The organism is Blautia sp. LMAG:89 (assembly GCF_008679485.1).
Lineage (GTDB): Bacteria > Bacillota > Clostridia > Lachnospirales > Lachnospiraceae > Blautia_A > Blautia_A fusiformis.
Window position 1 is genome coordinate 237274 of sequence record NZ_NANC01000004.1, and the last position, 23125, is coordinate 260398.

Annotated in this window: 18 protein-coding genes, 2 tRNA genes and 2 rRNA genes; 3 read left to right on the top strand and 19 right to left on the bottom strand. The window is 46.3% G+C overall.

The genetic code is table 11. The annotated features are described in order from the left end of the window. Positions 1 to 133: 133 nt before the first annotated feature. The 10 genes from rrf to tsaE all read right to left on the bottom strand — a co-directional run bounded on the left by rrf (position 134) and on the right by tsaE (position 6918). A 5S ribosomal RNA gene (rrf, locus tag CCC70_RS05170) occupies positions 134 to 251 on the bottom strand. A 60-nt stretch (positions 252 to 311) separates the two neighbouring features. Further along, positions 312 to 1841, bottom strand: a 16S ribosomal RNA gene (locus tag CCC70_RS05175). A 244-nt stretch (positions 1842 to 2085) separates the two neighbouring features. Next, a tRNA-Ser gene (locus tag CCC70_RS05180) sits at positions 2086 to 2174 on the bottom strand. A gap of 138 nt (positions 2175 to 2312) precedes the next feature. Next, positions 2313 to 2398 (bottom strand) — tRNA-Ser (locus CCC70_RS05185). A gap of 178 nt (positions 2399 to 2576) precedes the next feature. Beyond that, positions 2577 to 3281: a 2-C-methyl-D-erythritol 4-phosphate cytidylyltransferase gene (ispD, locus tag CCC70_RS05190; RefSeq protein WP_270391596.1), complete on the bottom strand. Its 705-nt coding sequence runs from the start codon at positions 3279 to 3281 to the stop codon at positions 2577 to 2579. 21 nt (positions 3282 to 3302) lie between these two features. Continuing rightward, positions 3303 to 4322 carry a tRNA (adenosine(37)-N6)-threonylcarbamoyltransferase complex transferase subunit TsaD gene (tsaD, locus tag CCC70_RS05195; protein WP_118513139.1) on the bottom strand — a complete coding sequence of 340 codons (1020 nt, stop codon included), beginning with the start codon at positions 4320 to 4322 and terminating at the stop codon, positions 3303 to 3305. A gap of 4 nt (positions 4323 to 4326) precedes the next feature. Continuing rightward, on the bottom strand, positions 4327 to 5238 hold the full coding sequence (locus tag CCC70_RS05200; RefSeq protein WP_287084389.1) for a ribonuclease Z: 912 nt from the start codon (positions 5236 to 5238) through the stop codon (positions 4327 to 4329). Positions 5239 to 5315: 77 nt separating this feature from the next. Beyond that, on the bottom strand, positions 5316 to 5759 hold the full coding sequence (gene rimI, locus CCC70_RS05205) for a ribosomal protein S18-alanine N-acetyltransferase (RefSeq protein ID WP_287084390.1): 444 nt from the start codon (positions 5757 to 5759) through the stop codon (positions 5316 to 5318). Further along, positions 5756 to 6481 carry a tRNA (adenosine(37)-N6)-threonylcarbamoyltransferase complex dimerization subunit type 1 TsaB gene (gene tsaB / locus CCC70_RS05210; protein WP_015525921.1) on the bottom strand — a complete coding sequence of 242 codons (726 nt, stop codon included), beginning with the start codon at positions 6479 to 6481 and terminating at the stop codon, positions 5756 to 5758. The genes rimI and tsaB overlap by 4 nt, the downstream gene beginning before the upstream one ends. Next, on the bottom strand, positions 6478 to 6918 hold the full coding sequence (tsaE, locus tag CCC70_RS05215; RefSeq protein ID WP_015525922.1) for a tRNA (adenosine(37)-N6)-threonylcarbamoyltransferase complex ATPase subunit type 1 TsaE: 441 nt from the start codon (positions 6916 to 6918) through the stop codon (positions 6478 to 6480). Before tsaE ends, tsaB begins: the two co-directional genes overlap by 4 nt. 93 nt (positions 6919 to 7011) lie before the next feature. Here tsaE and CCC70_RS05220 point away from each other — a divergent pair, with 93 nt between their 5' ends. Beyond that, positions 7012 to 7530 (top strand): peptidylprolyl isomerase, encoded by a 519-nt coding sequence (locus CCC70_RS05220; protein WP_021651510.1) that lies wholly within the window; start codon positions 7012 to 7014, stop codon positions 7528 to 7530. Positions 7531 to 7634: 104 nt separating this feature from the next. Here the strand turns inward: CCC70_RS05220 and CCC70_RS05225 are convergent, their stop codons facing one another. Further along, the gene (locus CCC70_RS05225) at positions 7635 to 8291 is read right to left on the bottom strand and encodes a YigZ family protein (RefSeq protein ID WP_022426677.1); all 657 of its coding nucleotides are present in this window, start codon (positions 8289 to 8291) and stop codon (positions 7635 to 7637) included. 178 nt (positions 8292 to 8469) lie between these two features. On the opposite strand from CCC70_RS05225, the gene CCC70_RS05230 reads away from it, so the two are divergent. Then, positions 8470 to 11118 carry a transglycosylase domain-containing protein gene (locus tag CCC70_RS05230; protein ID WP_287084391.1) on the top strand — a complete coding sequence of 883 codons (2649 nt, stop codon included), beginning with the start codon at positions 8470 to 8472 and terminating at the stop codon, positions 11116 to 11118. Between the two features lie 177 nt (positions 11119 to 11295). On the opposite strand, the gene CCC70_RS05235 is transcribed toward CCC70_RS05230, so the two are convergent. The 4 genes from CCC70_RS05235 to ftsH form a co-directional block, all read right to left on the bottom strand. Further along, a complete protein-coding gene (locus CCC70_RS05235) occupies positions 11296 to 12231 on the bottom strand; it encodes an ROK family glucokinase (protein ID WP_287084392.1) in 936 nt (311 codons plus the stop codon). Between the two features lie 13 nt (positions 12232 to 12244). Further along, positions 12245 to 13192 (bottom strand): HPr(Ser) kinase/phosphatase, encoded by a 948-nt coding sequence (hprK, locus tag CCC70_RS05240; RefSeq protein ID WP_021651515.1) that lies wholly within the window; start codon positions 13190 to 13192, stop codon positions 12245 to 12247. Positions 13193 to 13302: 110 nt separating this feature from the next. Continuing rightward, positions 13303 to 15150, bottom strand: coding sequence for an excinuclease ABC subunit UvrC (uvrC, locus tag CCC70_RS05245; RefSeq protein ID WP_287084393.1), 1848 nt, complete (start codon positions 15148 to 15150; stop codon positions 13303 to 13305). 72 nt (positions 15151 to 15222) lie between these two features. Continuing rightward, complete coding sequence (gene ftsH / locus CCC70_RS05250) at positions 15223 to 17361, bottom strand: ATP-dependent zinc metalloprotease FtsH (protein ID WP_287084394.1); 2139 nt, start codon at positions 17359 to 17361, stop codon at positions 15223 to 15225. 175 nt (positions 17362 to 17536) lie between these two features. On the opposite strand from ftsH, the gene CCC70_RS05255 reads away from it, so the two are divergent. Further along, positions 17537 to 19021, top strand: coding sequence for a DUF1846 domain-containing protein (locus CCC70_RS05255; protein ID WP_287084395.1), 1485 nt, complete (start codon positions 17537 to 17539; stop codon positions 19019 to 19021). Between the two features lie 110 nt (positions 19022 to 19131). Here CCC70_RS05255 and CCC70_RS05260 read toward each other — a convergent pair whose 3' ends face one another. From CCC70_RS05260 to CCC70_RS05275, 4 genes are read right to left on the bottom strand one after another with little or no spacing between them, the layout of a single operon-like run. Next, entirely contained in the window at positions 19132 to 19980 is an 849-nt protein-coding gene (locus CCC70_RS05260) for an MBL fold metallo-hydrolase (protein WP_287084396.1), read from the bottom strand. Positions 19981 to 19994: 14 nt separating this feature from the next. After that, positions 19995 to 20813, bottom strand: a complete 819-nt coding sequence (locus CCC70_RS05265) for a carbohydrate ABC transporter permease (protein WP_021651520.1) — start codon at positions 20811 to 20813, stop codon at positions 19995 to 19997. After that, positions 20813 to 21700 carry a carbohydrate ABC transporter permease gene (locus CCC70_RS05270; RefSeq protein ID WP_118608077.1) on the bottom strand — a complete coding sequence of 296 codons (888 nt, stop codon included), beginning with the start codon at positions 21698 to 21700 and terminating at the stop codon, positions 20813 to 20815. Before CCC70_RS05270 ends, CCC70_RS05265 begins: the two co-directional genes overlap by 1 nt. Positions 21701 to 21760: 60 nt before the next feature. Next, complete coding sequence (locus tag CCC70_RS05275; RefSeq protein WP_021651522.1) at positions 21761 to 23050, bottom strand: ABC transporter substrate-binding protein; 1290 nt, start codon at positions 23048 to 23050, stop codon at positions 21761 to 21763. Between the last annotated feature and the right edge of the window lie 75 nt (positions 23051 to 23125).

Genomic DNA, 23125 nt, shown 5'->3' on the forward strand with positions numbered 1-23125 from the left:
GTATGCAGTTTTCAAGGTACAATGCTGACTGATGTTTTATCAGCCATTTAAAAAGAAAATATCTTTTCTTCTTAAATCACTGGTAAAACCAGCATCTATTCTCATCAGGATCTCTCCTGTTTTTCTTTTTTTGATCTGGCGCCCACCTGCTCTCCCACACCGTCTCCAGTGCAGTACCATCGGCCGATTGGGTCTTAACCGTCGTGTTCGGGATGGGAACGGGTGTGTCCCCCAACCGCATCGGCACCAGAAATCTTTCAGCTTGATAGCTAAACAGTAAAACACATCTTGTTTCTCTACTTTTTCCTTAGAAAGGAGGTGATCCAGCCGCACCTTCCGATACGGCTACCTTGTTACGACTTCACCCCAGTCATCGGTCCCGCCTTCGGCAGCTCCTTCCTTGCGGTTAGGTCACTGACTTCGGGCGTTACTGACTCCCATGGTGTGACGGGCGGTGTGTACAAGACCCGGGAACGTATTCACCGCGGCATTCTGATCCGCGATTACTAGCGATTCCAGCTTCGTGTAGTCGGGTTGCAGACTACAGTCCGAACTGGGACGTTATTTTTGGGATTTGCCCACCCTCGCAGGTTCGCTTCCCTTTGTTTACGCCATTGTAGCACGTGTGTAGCCCAAATCATAAGGGGCATGATGATTTGACGTCATCCCCGCCTTCCTCCAGGTTATCCCTGGCAGTCTCCTCAGAGTGCCCGGCCGAACCGCTGGCTACTGGGGATAGGGGTTGCGCTCGTTGCGGGACTTAACCCAACATCTCACGACACGAGCTGACGACAACCATGCACCACCTGTCTCCTCTGTCCCGAAGGAAAGACTCGATTAAGAGTCGGTCAGAGGGATGTCAAGACTTGGTAAGGTTCTTCGCGTTGCTTCGAATTAAACCACATGCTCCACCGCTTGTGCGGGTCCCCGTCAATTCCTTTGAGTTTCATTCTTGCGAACGTACTCCCCAGGTGGAATGCTTAATGCGTTTGCGGCGGCACCGAATGACTTTGTCACCCGACACCTAGCATTCATCGTTTACCGCGTGGACTACCAGGGTATCTAATCCTGTTTGCTCCCCACGCTTTCGAGCCTCAACGTCAGTTACCGTCCAGTAAGCCGCCTTCGCCACTGGTGTTCCTCCTAATATCTACGCATTTCACCGCTACACTAGGAATTCCGCTTACCTCTCCGGCACTCAAGACGGGCAGTTTCCAATGCAGTCCCGGGGTTGAGCCCCAGCCTTTCACATCAGACTTGTCCATCCGTCTACGCTCCCTTTACACCCAGTAAATCCGGATAACGCTTGCCCCCTACGTATTACCGCGGCTGCTGGCACGTAGTTAGCCGGGGCTTCTTAGTCAGGTACCGTCATTTTCTTCCCTGCTGATAGAAGTTTACATACCGAGATACTTCTTCCTTCACGCGGCGTCGCTGCATCAGGGTTTCCCCCATTGTGCAATATTCCCCACTGCTGCCTCCCGTAGGAGTCTGGGCCGTGTCTCAGTCCCAATGTGGCCGTTCACCCTCTCAGGCCGGCTATGGATCGTCGCCTTGGTGGGCCGTTACCTCACCAACTAGCTAATCCAACGCGGGTCCATCTTATACCACCGGAGTTTTTCGCACCGAGCCATGCAGCTCTGTGCGCTTATGCGGTATTAGCAGTCATTTCTGACTGTTATCCCCCTGTATAAGGCAGGTTACCCACGCGTTACTCACCCGTCCGCCACTAGAAACAATCTAAATCTGCCGAAGCTTCAATAAAAGGTTTCCCGTTCGACTTGCATGTGTTAAGCACGCCGCCAGCGTTCATCCTGAGCCAGGATCAAACTCTCTGATAAAATGTTTGATTCATTTACTCAAGACAACCGTTTGGCTATCTCTCGTTTTTACTGCTTTTGGTTTGTTTAAACCGTTCTTTAAATGTAAAGAAATTTTCGAGAATCGTATGTGTTTCACTGTTTAGTTATCAAGGTTTGTTGTGTCTGTCTCTCGGACAGCTCGTTCATTTTATCTCATTCTCAACTGCTTGTCAAGAACTTTTTTTAATTTTTTTGAAGCATTTAGTCTTCAAAAAAATCAAAGCGGAGAAGGAGGGATTTGAACCCTCGCGCCGCGTTAACGACCTACTCCCTTTCCAGGGGAGCCCCTTCGGCCAGCTTGGGTACTTCTCCAAATTGCCCTACTTACTAAGTAGTTCCGATATTTATCTCTGCCGTTCTCAGCGACAGGTGATATTATATCTCGTATCTTTTATGTTGTCAAGTACTTTTTTAACTTTTTTTAAAAGTTTTTATTCTGTATTTGACAAACGGAGAGAGTGGGATTCGAACCCACGCGCCCTTGCGGACAAACGGTTTTCAAGACCGCCTCGTTATGACCACTTCGATATCTCTCCATATAATGTTTTTCAACATTTTTTGTGCTGTTTTGTCAGCGCATGTTGTATTCTATCATCAAATATCTCCCCTGTCAATAACAAATTTGATATTTTTTTCAAAAAATTGGACATATAGCTTCAATTTCTGCTATATGTCCATATTTACCGGGATTTTCACCCTGTTCTACTCTCTATTCTACTCTCTGTTTTCCTTCAAAAATGCCTCCGCAACCACCAGATCTTCCGGTGTTGTGATCTTGATATTGCGATAAGAACCTTCTGAAAAGCGGATCTTCACCCCGGTCTCATGTTCTGCAACCATGGCATCATCTGTAATTCCGGTCATTTCTTTCTGCCGAATGCTGGTATATGCGCCATAGATCAGCGGGTACTGAAAGATCTGCGGAGTCTGGACGATCCATACACTGCTGCGATCCGGAGTTTCACTGACATTCCCATCCTCATCTGCGATCTTAACTGTATCCTTGGAAGGCATGCCTGTAACACTGGCACCTGTCTGTGCTGCTGCCATAAGTCCTCTTTCAATGATCCCATGATCAATAAATGGTCTGGCACCGTCATGGATCAGCACATACTCTGTGTCTTTACACGCACGAAGTCCTTCATAAACAGAATCGTACCGTTCTTTTCCGCCGGATACTACAGCAGAAACCTTTGTAAAACCATATTTTTCCACGATTTCTTCTCTGCACCAGGAAACATACTCTTCCCCTGTTACCAGGATCACATCCCTGATCAACGGACTTTCCTGAAAACAGCGCAGAGAATAACAGAGCACCGGCATCCCGTCAAGCTCCATAAACTGCTTCTGTATTTTACTGTGCATTCTCTTTCCCTGGCCTGCTGCCAGAACAATAGCTGTATTTCTGCACTCTCCCATGATCAATTACCCCGGATTCTTTTATCTTTCGCCAAGCTTCAGGTTCGGAACCGCATTCAGATCCCAGCTGTGGCGTGTTCCCCTGATATATTCATAGTAAGCTGCCACTCCGATCATCGCTGCGTTATCCGTACAGAAGATCGGTGACGGACGGTAAAATTTGTATCCACGTTCTGTACATGCTTTTTCCATAGCAGTGCGAAGTGCACCGTTGGAAGCAACACCTCCTGCAATAGCAACCTTTTTCATGCCAAAATCAGCTGCTGCCTGCATGGTATGCTCTACCAGTACATCAACAACCGCCTTCTGGAAGGATGCCGCGATATCTGCACGGTTTACTTCCTCACCTTTCATTTTTGCCCCGTTTAAATAATTAAGAACTGCGGACTTCACGCCGCTGAAGCTGAAATCATATGGATTTTCACCGATTTTTGCACGTGGAAACTCAATGGCATCTGGATTTCCTTCCTTTGCCAACCTGTCGATCTTCGGACCTCCTGGATATCCGAGCCCAATGGCACGTGCAACCTTATCAAATGCCTCTCCTGCCGCATCGTCTCTGGTTCGGCCCAGGATCTCAAACTGACCGTAATCCTTCACAATAACAAGATGGGTGTGTCCACCGGATACAATGGCACAGAGAAACGGCGGTTCCAGATCCGGATGCTCAATATAATTGGCAGAAACATGTCCTTCTATATGATGCACGCCTACCAGTGGCAAGTTTCTTGCATAGGCAATGGCCTTGGCTTCTGCCACACCTACAAGAAGTGCACCGACAAGCCCCGGTCCATAGGTTACACCGATAGCATCAATATCATCCAGAGTGACGTTTGCCTCGTCCAGTGCTTCCTGGATGACCTGATTGATCCTTTCTATATGATTTCTGGAGGCGATCTCCGGTACAACACCTCCGTACAGTTTATGGATCTCGATCTGTGAAGAAATCACGTTTGATAAGACAGTCCTTCCATTTTTTACAACGGAAGCTGCCGTTTCATCACAGGAGCTCTCAATACCAAGAATTAATGTATCTTTCATTTTTTCAGTCCTCTTCAAAATTCAGTTCCACACTCTTCCCGTCTTTTCCCGGCCATGCCTTCGGAAAGATCTCACGTACTGTATCCATGTAATCATCCGGACGTACCAGAGAAGGGCTGTAATGGGTCAGCCACATTTCCCCCACTTCCGCATCACGGGCAAGAGTGGCCGCTTCACGAAACGTCATGTGTTTGTAGCCTTTTGCCTTTTCGATCTTGTCATCTTCACCGTACATTCCCTCACAGATAAAAAGATCGGAATCTTTTGCATTACGTAAAATAGACTCTGTCGGTCTGGTATCTGTGGTATAGGTAAGCTTGATCCCTTTTCTTGGCGGACCAAGCACCATATCCGGTGTGTAGATCCTTCCTTCATCCTCCACAGTCTGTCCCTTCTGCAGCGGATTCCAGAATTTCAGCGGGATCTCATGTGCACTGGCACTGTCAGGAGAAAATTTTCCCTGGCGCAGGATCTCAAGGGTATATCCATAGCAGGTAACATTATGGTTCACCCGAAATGCAGTGATCCGGTACCCATTCAGTTCCAGAACCTCCTCCGATTTCGTGATCTCGATAAATTTAATTTCAAAGGGCAACTCCGGTGCGATCACACGAAGTGCACTTACCACACGTTCCAGTCCTCTTGGGCCTACCAGAGTCAGCGGTTCTGTGCGGTCTGCATTTCCCATAGTCAAAAGGAGTCCCGGAAGTCCGCTGATATGATCCCCATGATAATGGGTAAAACAGATCACATCAATAGGCTTGAAGCTCCAGCCCTTTTCTTTAATGGCCACCTGAGTGCCTTCCCCGCAATCGATCATCAGACTGCTGCCGTTATAACGAGTCATCAGTGCGGTAAGCCATCTGCGTGGCAGCGGCATCATTCCTCCGCAGCCAAGTAAACAAACATCTAACATATTTTTCCTCTTTTCCTGTTCTGTGGCAAAGTTTAGCATACTTATCCCGTACAGACAAGTACCTCTCCCGGGTAAGCCTATTCAGAAACTGCGGTGCGTGTCATAAGAACAGCATCCTCTGTAGGATCTGTATAGTATCCCTTTCGCAGGCCATCCCGCACAAATCCCTGACGTTCATAAAGCCGGATCGCAGCCTCATTTCCTGCCCGGACCTCCAGATGGATCATGGTGATCCCACGCTCTTCTGCCAGACGGATCATACTTTCCATAAGGAAATTTCCGATTCCCTCTCTCTGACGGTCTCTGCGGACAGCCACATTGGTCACATCCCCCTCATCCAGCACCGTAAGAAGACCACAATATCCCAGGATCCGGCCCTTTTCTTCCACAACAAGAAACATCCCATTCTCTTTCATAAGAAATGTCAGAAATCCCTCTTTTGTCCAGGGGACTGAAAAAAGTTCCTCTTCGATCTCCATAACCTGATCCAGATCATCCACAAGCATTTCTCTTAAGATCATGCGTTTTCCCCTTCTGATCCTTTTTTCAGTTTCTGGGCACGCTCCCGCTCAGCCTGTGAAACACGGAGATAATCCGGTTTGTGCTCAGCCGCTGTCTCGGTTCTGCCTTCTTTATAATAAAGGACACCAAGTGCACCTACAGCACCTGCTCTCTGTCTGGAAAGATGGGCCGGTGCAAAAGAAAACGGTACAGTAAGTTTATCTGCGATGATATCTTTAAATACCGGGACTCCGTCTCCGAGGAATGTTACGGCTTCTCCCATCTCATTCAGCATGGAAAGAAGCTCCTCAATTCCCACTGCCATCTGATCCTTTACCGTCATGAGCCTGTGATCCTCGTAACGATAGATTCCCGTATAAACCTGCTTTCTTCTGGCATCCATGATCGGACAGATCAGTCCGTTTACATCATAGAGATTATAGGCCAGTGCCTCCACAGTCGGAATCCCGACCAGTGGTTTGTCAAGGGCAAGTCCAAGTCCCTTGGCTGTGGCAGAGCCAATACGGAGTCCGGTAAAAGAGCCCGGTCCCTTGGCTACCGCAATAGCGTCAATCGTCTTCAGATCCAGCTCTGTCATCTTCACGATCTCATCCAGCATGGGAAGAAGAGTCTGGGAATGTGTTTTCTTATAATTAACTGTATATTCCGCTACCAGTGTATCGTCCTCCACAACGGCTACGGATGCCACGATTCCGGAACTGTCCAGTGCCAAAACTCTCATTCTGTCTTTTCTCCTCTCTCCTCAATGGTGATCTTTCTGTATTCAAAGCCCTTCTCAAGATCTTTTTCAATGGTAACTTCGATCCTTTTTTCCGGCAGGATCTCCTCAATGAGTTCCGCCCATTCGATCAGACAGATTCCCTGCCCGAAAAAATAATCATCGTATCCGATCTCTTCCATTTCTTCCAGATCCCCGATACGATATACATCAAAATGATAAAATGGCAGACGTCCGTCTTCATATTCCTGGATAATGGTAAACGTAGGGCTGTTTACAGGTTCTGTAATTCCAAGACCTGCTGCCACTCCCTGTGTGAACACGGTTTTTCCAACTCCCAGATCGCCTGTCAGTGTGTAGATCTGTCCCGGCTTCGCATTCATTCCGATCGTCCTTCCGACCTCGAATGTTTCCTCAGGATCATGCGTTTCTATGACCATATTTTCCACCTTTTTCTTGCACAATTATTCTTTGCATATTATAATAGAGCGAACAGCGAAATACAATACTTTTTGAAAAGGAGTGCGAAAACTATGGCAAATCCTATCGTTACCATCACAATGGATAATGGCGATGTAATGAAAGCGGAATTATATCCGGAAGTTGCCCCGAACACAGTAAATAACTTCATCAGCCTTGTAAAAAAAGGCTTTTATGACGGCCTGATCTTCCACCGTGTCATCAACGGCTTTATGATCCAGGGCGGATGCCCGGACGGAACCGGTATGGGTGGCCCGGGATACAGCATCAAGGGTGAGTTCTCCCAGAACCGTTTCAAAAACGACCTGAAGCATACACCAGGTGTTCTCTCCATGGCAAGAGCCATGAATCCGAACTCTGCCGGAAGCCAGTTCTTTATCATGCACAAGGCTGCTCCGCATCTTGACGGAAGCTATGCTGCATTCGGTCAGATCATTGAGGGCATGGATGTTGTAAATGCTATCGCAGAGACAGACACGGACTACAGTGACCGTCCTCTTGACGAGCAGAAGATCAGCTCCATGACTGTTGATACCTTTGGTGTGGATTATCCGGAACCGGAGAAATGCTGACAGGAATAATTTTCTGAAATAAAAAAGCCCCGCGAAGAGCAGACTGTAACGCAGATCATCTGCCCTCTTCCCGGGGTATTTTTATACTGACATTCTCTTTTCTTTTACTTTTCGAAGGTCTTCACTTCTCCGTTTACTTTCGCAAAATACAGTTCTGCATCCTTCTCAAGTCCGGCTCTTCCATTTGTTCCTTCTGTGATCGCCTTCTTCACCTCTTCGACCTGATCATCCGGCACAAGAAGCTTCAGGACAACCTTGTCGGTATATTCGGAATCCAGGATCGGCAAACTTCTTTCTCCTGCGATATACTGGATCTTTCCGATCCCTGTATAATCCGTCGTCACCTGAAGAGAGATCCCATGATGCTTCTCAATGACGGTACTTGCCGCCAGTCCTGCCTGGACTGCACCGGAATATGCCCGCACAAGCCCTCCTGTCCCAAGAAGGACACCTCCAAAATATCTGGTCACCACAATGGCCGCATTATAGATCCCGGCTCCCAGAAGCACATCCAGCATAGGCCTTCCGGCTGTTCCGGATGGTTCTCCGTCATCACTGCAGCGGGTGGCTTCCCGGTTCATCCCTACGGAATATACATAGCAGTTATGACGTGCATCCCAGTATTTTTTTTTCATTTCTTCGATAAAGGCAAGGGCCTCTTCTTCTGTTTCCACAGGACGGACGGTTGCGATGAAACGGGATTTTTTTTCCACAAGTTCGCCTTCGCCGCCTTCGTATATGGTTTTATAATGTTCCAGCATGGTTTACGCCTCCGTTATCTATATCCAACCCTCTGTTTCAGGCAGAGTTTTCTTTATTGTATAATAATTATCTTCATTGCACAATGTATAAGATATCATGAATTGTGAAATTTTTTTTAAGGCTTTATTTGGCATCTCATATTTGTTATAATAAAACGGATTATAAAGGAGGAATATTATGAACTACGGAAAAAGATCCACTTCCAAGAAGCGGAATGCTCTGATCTCCCGTACTTCCATGCTGGAAAAAAGAGCACATGTTTCGTTTATCCGGGTTTTATTTACAGCTCTGATCGCAGTCTGCGTCATGGTTGTCTGCCTTGGTATCGGCTCCTTCCGGGGCGTGATCGCCGGAGCACCTGACGTCAACGATGTGGATATTTCACCTCTCGGATATGCAACCTTCCTGTATGATGACCAGGGAACACAGATCCGACAGCTTTCAGCCCCTACATCCAACCGTCTCCCGGTCTCCCTGGACCAGATCCCGGTCAGTCTGCAGCATGCAGTGGTAGCCATTGAGGATGAGCGTTTTTATGAACATAACGGTATTGATGTCCGCGGTATCGCACGTGCCGGAATGAAGGCGATCACCACCGGTAACTTTTCCGAGGGTGCCAGTACCATCACACAGCAGCTTCTGAAGAATAATGTTTTCACTGACTGGACCAACGAATCCACACAGCTGGAACGTTTCACACGTAAGTTCCAGGAGCAGTACCTTGCTGTACAGATTGAAAAAAAATATGACAAAAATGTGATTCTTGAGAATTACCTGAATACCATTAACCTGGGTGCAGGTTCCTACGGTGTACAGGCCGCTTCCAAAAAATACTTTAACAAAGACGTATGGGATCTGAATCTTTCTGAATGTGCCACCCTTGCCGGCATCACGCAGAACCCTACCAAATTCAATCCGATCACCAATCCAAAGGCAAACTCCAAGAGACGGAAGGAAGTCTTGGATCACATGCTGGATCAGAATTACATCTCACAGGATGAATATAATGCAGCACTGAATGATGACGTTTATTCCCGTATCCAGGCCGCACAGCTTGAGAACACCGAAGAAGAAAGTACCGTTTACACGTATTTCGAAGATGAGGTTACCAATCAGGTCATCAGCGACCTGATGAACATTAAAGGATATACCAAGACACAGGCTACCAATCTTCTTTACAGCGGTGGTCTGAAGATCATGACAACCCTGGATTCCAACATGCAGCAGATCCTTGATGAGGAATATGCAAACCCTGATAACTATCCGGCCAATGTTCAGTATGAACTGGATTATGCACTGACTGTACAAAGCCCGGATGGAAAACAGACAAACTACAGCAAAGAAATGCTGCAGCTGTATTTCCGTGATCAGGATCCGGAATTTGATCTTCTCTTTGATTCTCCTGAAGAAGGTCAGCAGTATGTGGATCAATACAAGGCTAACATCCTGGCAGACGGAAGCACCGTAGTATCTGAGCGTGTAAACTTTGCGCCACAGCCACAGTCTTCCATGACTGTCATTGACCAGCATACCGGTTACGTAAAAGCCCTGATCGGAGGCCGTGGCGAAAAAACAGCCAGCCTGACCCTGAACCGTGCCACTGATACGACCAGACAGCCTGGTTCTACCTTTAAGATCGTTTCCACCTATGCACCTGCGTTGAACGAAAAAGGCGATACACTTGCTACAACCTTTATGGATGAGCCTTACGAATACCCGGACGGATCTCCTGTCAACAACGCCTCAAGAAGCTACGGCGGCGAGACCACCATCCGCAAAGCGATCCAGAATTCCATCAACGTTGTAGCTGTTAAATGCCTGGAGCAGGTTACCCCGGCTCTCGGCCTTAAATATCTGGATGATTTCGGTTTCACCACACTAGCTCACGGAACTGAAGCAGATAAAGATGCCAACGGAAATATCTGGAGTGACGCCAACCTGGCTACTGCTCTTGGCGGTATCACCAAAGGTGTCAAGAACGTGGAACTTTGTGCTGCATATGCAGCCATTGCTAATGGCGGGAACTATATCAAACCGATTTATTATACACAGATCCTTGATCATGACGGAAATGTTCTGATCGAGAACTCCTCCGTTTCCAGATCTGTGATCAAAGACAGTACCGCTTATCTTCTTACAAGCGCCATGGAAGATGTTGTAAAAAAAGGTACCGGTACCGCCTGCCAGCTGGACAATATGACTGTAGCCGGAAAAACAGGTACTACAGAGGACTACAATGACCTGTGGTTCGTAGGCTACACACCGTACTACACCTGTGCAGTATGGTCCGGCTATGACAACAACGAAAAAATTCCGGAAGATGCCCGTAACTTCCACAAAAACCTCTGGAAAAAGGTTATGACCCGTATCCACGAGGGCCTGGAGGACAGAGATTTCGATATGCCTTCCAGTGTGGAAAAAGCCAGTGTCTGCGCAGAAACCGGTCTTCTTCCCAGATCCGGATGCCCGACTATCACAGAGTATTTTGATATCTCCAGTCTTCCCACCGAATACTGTGATCAGCATTTCTACGGCAGCAGCGATTACGATGAAGAGGACTATTATAATAACGAAGATACGGACGCCGATACCGATGCAGCAGCTGAAGCGATTCCAAGCGCAGCTCCGGACAGTACTGACAGCACCGACACTGACAATACTGACAATTCCGATGACGGTTCCGATAATACCGGTGATGATACTGACAATTCCGGAACAGACGACAACACCGGTGGTGATGACGGCAGCTATGATAACAGCAATGATACCGGTGGCGATGACGGCAGCGATGACACCGGCGAAGATCCGGTAGAATATTATGAATGATCTCCATTATAGGTATCTTTCATAAACAACATATAAAAAAAGTGGTTTCCTGAAATATGGAAACCACTTTTTTTACTTTTAATAACTTCTTACTGTCTCGCAGTTTATCAGTTCAGGCAAGTCCCACCCACCGCTTATTACTTTTCGCAATTGAAGCAGGGAACTTCCCTAGTTCGGTTAAAGTACCATCTTGGCTGCACCGTAGATTCCTGCATCATTGCCAAGTGTCGCGATCACGATAGGAGTATCCTTGCAGGATTCAAAAGCATACTCTCTGTAATATTTCCGAATACAGTCAATAAGCGGCTGTCCGGCCTTGGAAACTCCTCCGCCGATAACAATGGTCTCCGGATCTGTCACACAGCAAATAATGGCAAGAGCACCACCCAGCTGCTCTCCGACCTTTTCCATGGTTGCTACAGCTACCGGATCATTCTCCTTAAATGCGTCCAGAACTGCTTTTGCTGAAATCTCTCCGGCATCTCTGAGAACACTGTTCTCACTGGAAGCTGCAAGCTCTTTTTTTGCCATGCGGACAATTCCGGTCGCAGAAGCATACTGTTCCAGACAGCCCCTGTTTCCGCAGTTGCAGGATTCTGTTTCATGATGATCCACATTGGCATGTCCGATCTCACCGCCAGCTCCGTGATGTCCGGTCACGATCTTTCCATCAACAATGATACCACCGCCTACACCTGTTCCAAGTGTGACCATGATCACATCGGAGGAGCCTGCTGCAGCACCCTTCCATGCCTCTCCCAATGCCGCTACATTGGCGTCATTTCCGGCTTCCGCATGAAGACCTGTAAGTTCTTCCATCTCTCCCACAACGTTCTTATATCCCCAGAAGAGATTTACTGCACGTGATACTTCGCCTTTGGAGTTTACCGGTCCCGGAACACCGATCCCGACGCCTTCCACCTCCTCTTTGGAGATACCCTTTTCTTCCATCTTGGCATTTACTGCTGCTGCCACATCAGGAAGGATCTGATCTCCCTTGTTTTCTTTACGGGTTGGAATCTCCCATTTCTCAACAAGAGTACCATCCGTGCGGAAAAGTCCGCATTTTACAGTTGTTCCACCTACATCGATTCCAAAACAATATGTTCTCATTTCTTACCCTCTCTTATTCTTCGTCATCTGGATTTTCTCTCTTTTTCGCAAGATTTGCCTGTACACGCTTGTACAGAGCCTCTGCCGCATTATATCCCATCTTCTTCTGTCTGTGGTTGACAGCCGCTGCCTCAACGATGATCGCCAGGTTACGGCCCGGACGGATCGGAAGAGAATGGCATACTACCTTATTTCCAAGGTACTCTGTATACTCCTCATGCAGTCCAAGACGATCGTATTCCTTGTCTCTGTCCCACTCCTCAAGCTTGATCACAAGATCGATGGACTGGGTATCCTTAACGCTCTCAACACCGAACAGTGTTTTTACATCGATGATACCGATACCACGAAGTTCAATAAAGTGACGTGTGATATCCGGCGCAGATCCCACCAGTGTTACGTCACTGACCTTACGGATCTCAACAACATCATCACTGACAAGACGATGACCTCTCTTGATCAGCTCCAGGGCTGCCTCGCTCTTACCGATACCGCTCTCACCTGTGATCAGGATTCCCTCGCCGTAAACATCAACCAGCACACCATGAATAGAAATACATGGTGCAAGCTGCACGCCCAGCCAGCGGATGATCTCTGCCATGAAGCTGGATGTTGTTCTTTCTGTCACGAATGTTGGAACATTATATTTAACAGCCAGATCGATCATGTCCTGAGACGGACGGGTCATGGTACTGAAAATAACACATGGGATCTTGCTGGAAATGAAACGTTCATATTTAAAACGTCTCTCCTCCTCATTAAGCTGCATCAGATACGTATACTCTACATATCCGATGATCTGAACTCGTTCATTGGCAAAATGCTCCAGATATCCGGTAAGCTGAAGCGCAGGTCTGTTGATCTCCGCAGTCTTGATCACGATGCCTGACAGGTCGATCTCCGGAGTCAGATTATTAAGCTCCAGTTCCTGTACCATCTTTGTCAACTGTACACCCTTCATACTTTTGTCTCCTTTTCGCTGAAAGTTTGCATTCTCACTGCCGTTTTACCGGGGCGTGAGACACCTTATCTTCAATTATACACAATCACTGCTGAAACTGCAATGCAGCATCAGGATTTATGAAAAAATTCATAGACCTGACGGGCGCTTCTGGCATTCATGCTCTCTGTCTGTGCCAGTTCTTCCTCCGATGCATCCCGGATATTTTCCACAGATTTAAATTTACGCAGAAGGGCTTTCCTCCTGGTATCACCGATCCCCGGGATATCATCCAGGATAGAATGGACCTGTTCCCTGCTCCTGAGGGAACGATGGTATTCAATGGCAAACCGATGGGCTTCATCCTGGATCCTGGTAATCAGGCGGAAGCCTTCGCCGGATGTGTCAATGGGGATCTCCACATTGTTGAAATACAGGCCTCTCGTCCGATGATGATCGTCCTTGACCATACCGCAGACCGGGATGCTTATCCCAAGCTCATTCAGCACCTTCAGAGCGATATTTACCTGCCCTCTTCCACCATCCATCAGGATCAGATCCGGAAGCCTTGCAAAGCTGTCAAATTCTCCGTTACTCTCATGAGTGAACCTTCGGGTCAAAATCTCTTCCATGCTGGCATAATCGTTGGGTCCCTGTACCCATTTGATCTTGAACTTACGGTAATCACTGCGTTTGGGACGGCCTTTTTCATAAACTACCATGGATCCCACAGACTCAAAGCCACTGATATTTGAAATATCATAGGCTTCCATGCGCACCACATTTTTCAAGCCCAGCCATTCTTCCACCTCATGAACAGCTCCGATAGTTCGTCCTTCCTCCCGCCTGATCCGTTCTCTGTCCTTGGCAAGTACCATACGGGCATTTTCCAGGGCAAGTTCTACCAGCTTTTCCTTGGTTCCCTTCTTCGGGACCCGGATGTGTACCTTCTGCTTTCTTCTTCCTGACAGCCATTCCTCGATGATATCTGCATCTTCGATCTCACTTTGCAGCATGATCTCAGATGGGATAAAAGGCGTTCCCGCATAAAACTGTTTCAGAAAGCTGGAAAGGACCTGCGCCTTTGTATCGCCCTTTGCCACACGGAGATAAAAATGATCTCTGCCGATCAGCCTGCCATCCCGGATAAAAAACACCTGGACAACCGCATCCTGATCCCTGAGGTCTTCACTGTCATCCATGGCTACTGCAATGATGTCCCTGTCCTCCTGCCCGTAGCCGGTGATCTTCTGCCGTTCCCCGATCTTCCGGATACTGCTGATCAGGTCCCGGTATTCCATAGCATCTTCGTAGCGCATTTCCTCCGAAGCTTTCTGCATTTTTTCCATCAGCTCACTAATGGCGTCCTGAAAATCTCCATTCAGAAATTTGATCACCTTATTGATATTCTTCCGGTATTCTTCCTGGCTGACATATCCCTGGCAGGGTGCCTTGCACTGTTTCATATGATAGTACAGACAGGGCCGGTCCTTTCCGGTATCTCTCGGAAGACTGCGGTTGCAGGAGCGCACCTGATACAGCTTCCGCACCAGTTCGATCACGTCCTTTACTGCTCCGCCGCTTGTATAGGGGCCAAAATATCTTGCCTTGTCCTTTTTCATTCTCCTGGCAAAAAGCACCCTCGGGTATGGCTCATGAACTGTCACCTTAATAAACGGATAGCTCTTGTCATCTTTGAGCATGGTATTATATTTCGGACGATGCTCCTTGATAAGATTACACTCCAGCACAAGGGCTTCCAGCTCCGAATCCGTAATAATGTACTCAAATCTGGTAATATGTGTAACCATCCGTTCAATCTTGGCACCTTTGTTACGACTGCTCTGGAAATACTGGCGCACACGATTCTTAAGGCTGATGGCTTTTCCCACATAGATGATCTCGTCTTTCTCGCCATGCATGATGTAAACTCCCGGTTTTGCCGGAAGCTTCTTTAATTCTTCCTCGATTATGAACATACTTTATTCTCCTGTTTTACTATTACAGTAATAAGAAAACCGGGATTTCTCCCGGTTTTACGATGATCTGTTTTATGCCTGTGATCCCGGCTTTTCTTCTGTTTCTGCATGATCGGCATCTGTTGTCTGAGCAGATTCTTCTGTTTTCTCCGGTGCCTGCATATCCTCTGTCAGTTCCTGTCCGGATATCTCCGGTCTGAACTGAACCGATTCTGTACTTTTTGCAGCCTCGTTATTTTCCGCGATCATTTCAATATCCTGTTTATTGGACACTTCTTTTTCATCCTCGGAAAGTACCAGATCATCCAGATTCTCCGGGATATCCAGGCCCTGCTGAACTGCACGGAGGATCTTCATGAACTCTTTACCTGTAATGGTTTCCTTGCGGATCAGATATTCCGCGATCTTATCCATCTCTGTTCTGTGACTTCCAAGGATCCTCTTGGCTTCCTCATAGGAATGGTGGAGAAGCTTCATCACCTCATGATCGATCTCTGTTGCGGTATCATCACCACAGTTTAAAACTGCTCTTCCGCTGAGATACTGATTCTCCTGTGTAGCAAGTCCCATCAGTCCGAACTTCTCAGACATACCATACTGTGTGATCATGGCTCTGGCCACCTTGGTAGCCTGCTCAATATCATTGGCAGCACCTGTAGTAACTGTGTCAAAAACGATCTCCTCTGCAGCACGTCCGCCAAGATAGCCTACCAGCATAGCTTCCAGTTCTTTCTTGGTGTTGAGATATTTTTCTTCCTCAGGTACCTGCATAACGTAACCCAGTGCTCCCATGGTACGGGGTACGATGGTGATCTTCTGTACAGGCTCCGCATCCTTCTGGAGTGCATTTACCAGTGCGTGTCCGACTTCATGGTAGGATACGATCCGGCGTTCCTGTTTGCTTAAGATACGGTCCTTCTTCTCTTTTCCCACCAGAACTACTTCTACGGATTCTTCCAGGTCCTTCTGTGATACAGCTTTACGTCCCTTCTTGACTGCAAGGATCGCAGCCTCATTGATCATATTGGCAAGATCAGAGCCTACCGCACCGGAAGTTGCAAGTGCAATAGCTTCAAAATCAACGGTGTCATCCAGAAGTACGTTCTTGGCATGTACCTTCAGGATATCCACCCTTCCTTTAAGATCCGGTCTGTCAACGATCACACGTCTGTCAAAACGTCCCGGACGGAGAAGAGCCGGATCAAGAACCTCCGGTCTGTTTGTCGCAGCAAGGATCAGAAGTCCCTTGGATGTATCAAAGCCATCCATCTCCGCAAGCAGCTGGTTCAATGTCTGCTCACGCTCATCATTTCCGCCGCCATAGCGGGAATCACGGCTTTTACCAATGGCATCGATCTCATCGATAAATACGATACACGGAGCATTCTTCTTGGCTTCCTCGAAAAGGTCACGGACACGTGAGGCACCCACGCCCACAAACATCTCCACAAATTCCGAGCCGGAAAGAGAGAAGAACGGTACCTGCGCTTCACCTGCAACTGCCTTGGCAAGTAATGTCTTACCGGTTCCCGGAGGGCCTACAAGAAGTGCGCCCTTAGGCAGCTTGGCTCCGATGGCTGTGTATTTTCCGGGGTTGTGAAGAAAATCCACAACTTCCTGGAGAGATTCCTTGGCTTCATCCTGACCTGCCACATCCTTAAAGGAAACGCCCGTTTCCTGCTGCACATATGCCTTGGCTTTGCTCTTGCCTACGCCCATGCCCATGATCCCGCCGCCTTTGTTCATGCGGCGCATGGAGAACATCAGAAGTCCGAACAGAAGCAGTGTCGGCAGAACCACGCTCAGGATCATTGCAACAAATTCACCAAAAACATCCGGCGGATCGGTCTCAAACTTGATTCCCTTTCCTTCCAGTCTCTTGGTAAGTGCTGTACTGTCTTCGGTCTTCGTGGTGTAATAGCTCATATCCTCGTACTTGGAATTCTTTTTCTTGGGTACGATCGTCAATGTACTGGACTGGATCGTTACTTCCTTAACCTGGTCCTTATCCACCATATCGATAAATTTATCATAGGAGATCTCACTGCTGTTATCCTTCAGCATATTGGTAAACAACGCGAAGCACACCAGTGTGACCAGGAGGCATATCAGAAAAGCCAGAATCGACTGATGATTCTTACCTGATCCCTGCCTGGGATCTTTGTTGTCAGGTCGCTTCCCGTCCTGATCATTATTCAGTTGATTATTCATTTTTTTCCTCCTCTTGTCATTTCTTTATTATAAAGAGAAAAACCATATAAATCAACTGCGAGATTACAAAAATACCATCGAAAAAACACCACACTGGATATTGCCAGTGAACGTAAAGTTGTAGTATACTGTTCCCAGTGAATTGGAAAATTAAAGAGGAGAGGAAATCAGACAAATGAAAATAGGTTTTGATAATGACAAATATCTGAAAATGCAGTCAGAACACATCCGTGAAAGAATCGGTCAGTTCGGCAACAAGCTTTATCTTGAATTCGGTGGCAAACTGTTTGACGACTACCATGCATCCCGTGTTCTTCCGGGTTTTGAACCGGACAGCAAGCTCCGCATGCTGATGCAGCTTTCTGATCAGGCGGAGATCGTTATTGTTATCAGTGCCAATGACATTGACAAGAATAAAATACGTGGCGATCTTGGGATCACCTATGACGAAGATGTGCTCCGTCTTATGGATGAGTTTTCAAGCCGTGGCCTGTATGTGGGAAGCGTATGCATCACACAGTACTCCGGCCAGGAAAGCGCCGATCTCTTCAAAAAACGTCTGGAGAAACTGGGAATCCGTGTCTACAAGCTTTACCTGATCCCCGGCTATCCAAGCAACACTTCCTTTATTGTAAGTGACGAGGGTTATGGAAAGAATGATTATATCGAGACTACCAGACCTCTGGTCGTGATCACAGCACCGGGACCAGGAAGCGGAAAGATGGCAACTTGCCTTTCCCAGCTTTACCACGAATACAAACGTGGGGTAAAAGCCGGCTATGCAAAATTCGAGACCTTCCCGATCTGGAATCTTCCTCTGAAACATCCGGTAAACCTTGCCTACGAAGCTGCCACTGCAGATCTGAACGATGTCAACATGATCGACCCGTTCCATCTGGAGGCTTACGGCAAAACTACCGTCAACTACAACCGTGACGTAGAAGTTTTCCCTGTTGTACAGGCCATGTTTGAGAAGATCATGGGCAGCTGCCCTTATAAATCTCCGACAGATATGGGTGTCAACATGGCAGGTAACTGCATCGTTGACGATGAAGTATGCCAGGAGGCTTCCCGCCAGGAGATCATCCGCCGTTATTATAAGAGCATGAACGCTCTGGTTTCCGGCTCCGGCACAGAGAATGAGGTACGTAAGATCGAGCTTCTTCTCCAGCAGGCTCATGCAGAGATCACTGACCGTAAGGTTGTTCCGGCTGCCCTCGAAAAAGAAAAAGCAACCAATGGCCCTGCCGCCGCTCTGGAACTTCCTGACGGAAAGATCGTATGCGGAAAAACCTCCGATCTTCTCGGCGCATCCGCAGCTCTTCTTCTCAATGCCCTGAAAGAGCTGGCAGGAATCGATCACGAGCTTCATGTGATCTCTCCGGATGCCATCCATCCGATCCAGCAGCTGAAGACCAAATATCTGGGAAGCAGGAATCCACGTCTTCACATTGATGAGATCCTGATCGCCCTTTCCATGAGTGCCGCAACCAGCGATGCCGCACGCCTTGCCCTGGAACAGATCCCGAATCTCCGTGGATGCCAGGCTCATACTTCCGTAATGCTTTCCGATGTGGATGTGATCAGCTTCCGTAAGCTTGGTGTTGAGCTTACCTGCGAAGCCAAGGCTGAGAAAAAGAAAGAATATCATAAAGTCTGATCTTATAAACACCAAAATCCCCTGTGCCGGATCTACGTACAAACGCCGAACCGTACAGGGGATTTTTTTGAGGGAATCTATAATCAATCAACTTGCCGATATTTTCCTATTTAATTCATCCTATCTTTCTGATAGACAATACCACCTGTTGTAAATTTCACAACACTTCCGTTTTCGACCATATGAAAATAAGGTTCACCTTTCTGTTCTCCTGAAAATATTTTCTCAATTCCGTCACAATATATATTTATAATTTCCGGAGATAACGCATACTTTTTATAACAGTCTTTTTCTTTTTCGCAGACGTGGGCAGGAAAAACGCTGCTTACTTTTTTTCTGATTTTCTTCAATTTTAAAAGGCTTTCATAGTATACACGCAAAGAAGCAGATGGGGCATGCGGACTTTTTCCAGGATTCAAATGTCCCCACACTTCCCAGGTGAGCATGATATCTCCTGTAAAAAGCCATCCTTTCTTCTCCTCAAACAATGCAATACAACCCAGGGTATGACTGGGAACTTCCAGAACTCTAAGCTTTTTATCTCCCAGATCAAAGATATCCCCATCCCTGAGTGTACAGATTTTTCTTGCCGGTCCGGGATTCCACATTTCAAACGAGAATCCTTCTTTTTCAGGAATTTCAAAGAACATGAGCTCAGACATTTTTTTCAGCTCCTGGTCTACGATCTGATGGGAAAAAGGTTCGTCATATCTTCCCACACATACTTCTTCAAATTGATGATTTCCTGAATTATGATCCACATGGGCATGCGTATTTACAACAAACAGAGGTTTTTCTCCACAAAGTTTCAAAATTTCTTCTTTTAAATCGGTAAGTCCCAGTCCCGTATCCAGAAGAAGTGCTCTTTCTGTTCCATTTATCACATACATAACCGTTTTGTCTATTTCATTGATCGCCCACAGATCTTCTTCCAACGAAATGATTCTGAATAACTGCATCTTCATTCCTCCTTTTATTTTACAGCTCCCATTGTCAGTCCGCTTGTAATATATTTTTGTGCACAGATGTAAAGGATAATTGTGGGAATAATACACAAGGTAAGTCCTGCAATAAACAGATTCCACTGTGTGCTGGTAGCACTTCTGAACATGAAAAGATTTACCGTCAGCGGTCTCAGTTCACTGTCTCCAATGAGAATACTGGGAAGCAGAAAGTCATTCCAGGACCACATAAAAAACAATACACCAATGGTAACCGTTGCTGGTTTAACAAGTGGAAATACGATCTGCGTCATAATTCGAAAAACTCCACATCCATCTATTGCGGCTGCTTCTTCCAGCTCCCGAGGTACATTTTTCAAAAATCCCGTAAATGTCAGAATTCCAAACGCACAGAAGAATCCAATATCAAGAATGATAATTCCTCCAAGGGAATTGGTAAGATTGGTATTTGTAGCAAGTACAGAAATAGGAATCATAACTGCATGAAACGGCACGATCTGTCCGAAAACAAAATACAGATACAGATTCTGTGAGATTTTCCCACGAAGATGTGAGATTCCGAAAGCACCGGCAAACGATACGAACAGCCCTCCCAGCATAGCTCCCAATGTAATCACAACAGAATTTTTTAATGCAACTAAAAAATTCATGCTTTCCATGGCATTTTTAAAATTATCAAGATATAAAGACTTTGGTAATGCCAGAAAATCAGCCGCAATTTCCGGACTTGTTTTAATTGAATTCATAACGATCCACAATACCGGTAAAATAAAAATAAAGCCTAATATAAACATTGCTGCGGTACCTGCAATTTTCTTTTTCCATGTCATTATGACTGCACCTCTCTTTTTCTAGTAATATTAAGCTGAATCAAGGAAATTGCTGCTATGATCAAAAACAGGATCACCGATTTCGCACAGCCATACCCCATATTAAAAGTTCCAAATGCGTCATCATAAATATTCATGGCGATCGTCTGTGTTGTTTTTGAAGGTCCGCCGCCGGTTAAAGCGTAGTTAATATCAAATGCTTTAAATGCATTTGCAATAGATACAAACAGATTGATCGTAATCGTTGGCATCAGAAGCGGAAGCTGGATTTTTATAATACGATTCAGTCCCACACATCCGTCAATGCATGCCGCTTCCATCACATCAAGAGGAATCGACTGCAAACCTGTGATGTAAAGGATCATCAAAAATCCCAGGCCCTGCCACACGGTAACCACTGATACCGCCGCAAATGCTGCCGTTGAACTCCCGAACCAGCTAAACCCTTTTACTGCTTCCGAATGTAAAAGTTCTCCAATTATTGGCGTTACTTTCTGAAAAATAAATGTCCACGCCAGGGCGATCATAACTCCACTGATAATATTCGGAATAAAAAAGAACGCCCGGATCACTGGCTTACCGAAAATATGTGTATTCAACGCCAGAGCTATAAAAAAAGCCAGTACATTGGTCAGAACAATCGTAACCACTGCAAGTTTAAACGTCAAAAACATAGATTGTATAAAATCTCTATCATGGACCAAATCGACAAAGTTTTTTATTCCGATCCAGTTATGCGTTCCTTTGATCAGATTCCAACTGAAAAACGAATTCGGGATCGTTCCAAAAATTAACGGTCCTGCCAGCGCAAAAGTATAAATACACAGTGCCGGCAGCACAAGAAGGAAATAATATTTTTTCTGTTTTCTGTATAAAATGTCCGACATGTTTCCTACCCCCGTATATAGCAGGCGGACTTTTAAAAGTCCGCCTGTTTTCCTGTGTGTTTATTCTTCTGCAAGCTTTTTAAATCCTTCATCAAGAGCATCCAGTGTCTGATCTTCATCGGTTATTCCTGCAAAATATCCCTGAACATCATCGCCCAGAACATCGCTTGCTCCGCTTGGAAGCTGATTCCACAAAGTACTTCTGACCTTTCCTGCATCCATATACGCTTTCAGATCTTTATAATAATCCTTACTTGCAATTTCATCATCTGCTTCAATGTCCATGCAAGCCATAAAGCCGCCGTAGCTGTTGGTCACTGTTTTCAGCCAGTCCCCGCCATCTCCGATATAATCAAGCACTTCCAGGGCTTCATCCAAGTGTTCCCCGTTTGCGTTGGCCACGATCGCATCTGTTGCACATGCCACAACTTCTGCATCATCTGCGTTATCACTTACTGGAACTGCAAAAAATCCGATGGGAAGATCCTGTGTTACACTTCCTACAGAAATCGTTGCCGCATCTGAAAGAAAGATCATTGCTGCTTCCTGGTTTGCAAATGCATAAAATCCTGTGGCCGCATCCGAATCCATATAATTCTGTCCGGAATTTTCTTTCATAAGATCCATAAAATCAAAGACTCTGTCTACGCCATCCACCTTAAAGCTTCCTTCTCCCTTATTCATGGAATCCAGCCAGCTGTCGATCTTATCTTTTCCACCAAGTACTCCTCCGAATAAGGAGCAGAATTCCTGACTTACTGTCCAGTTATCTTTATAAATAGCGGTAAATGGTGTAATATTCGCAGCCTGAAGTTTTTCACAGACTGCTTTCATCTCATCAAAAGTTTCCGGCACTTTTTCAATTCCTGCTTTTTTAAAAAGATCTTTATTATAAAGTACACCCCACCATTCATACATCTGTGGAAATCCCCACACTTTGCCATCATAAGTAACTGCTTCTTTTGCATTGTCATAAAGTTTGTCCACAAACTCATGATCGCTTACATCTGCCAGCAGCCCGTTCTGTGCAAAATCATATACCTGAGAATAAGAACTTACTTCAAAAAGATCCGGCAGATCTTTTGCCGCTGTCTTTGCTCCAAGATACTGGTTATAATCTCCGGACTGCATCTCCACAGATAATTTTATATTATCATGAGTCTGATTAAACCCTTCCGCTGCTTTATTGTAAATATCCGCAGCTCCGGAAGTCCACACTGCCATCTTGATCTCAACTACATCGTCTGCATTTTTCAGATTACTTTTTGCGTAAACCGGCATCACTGTTCCAACAAGCCCCATTGCCATGAGCGCTGCCATTGCGCACGCTGTCACCTTTCTTCTCTTCATTTGTAAACCCTCCGTTCTTTTTTGATGAACTCATTATATTATAATTTTTAATATCAAAACAGTGCACACTTCTTG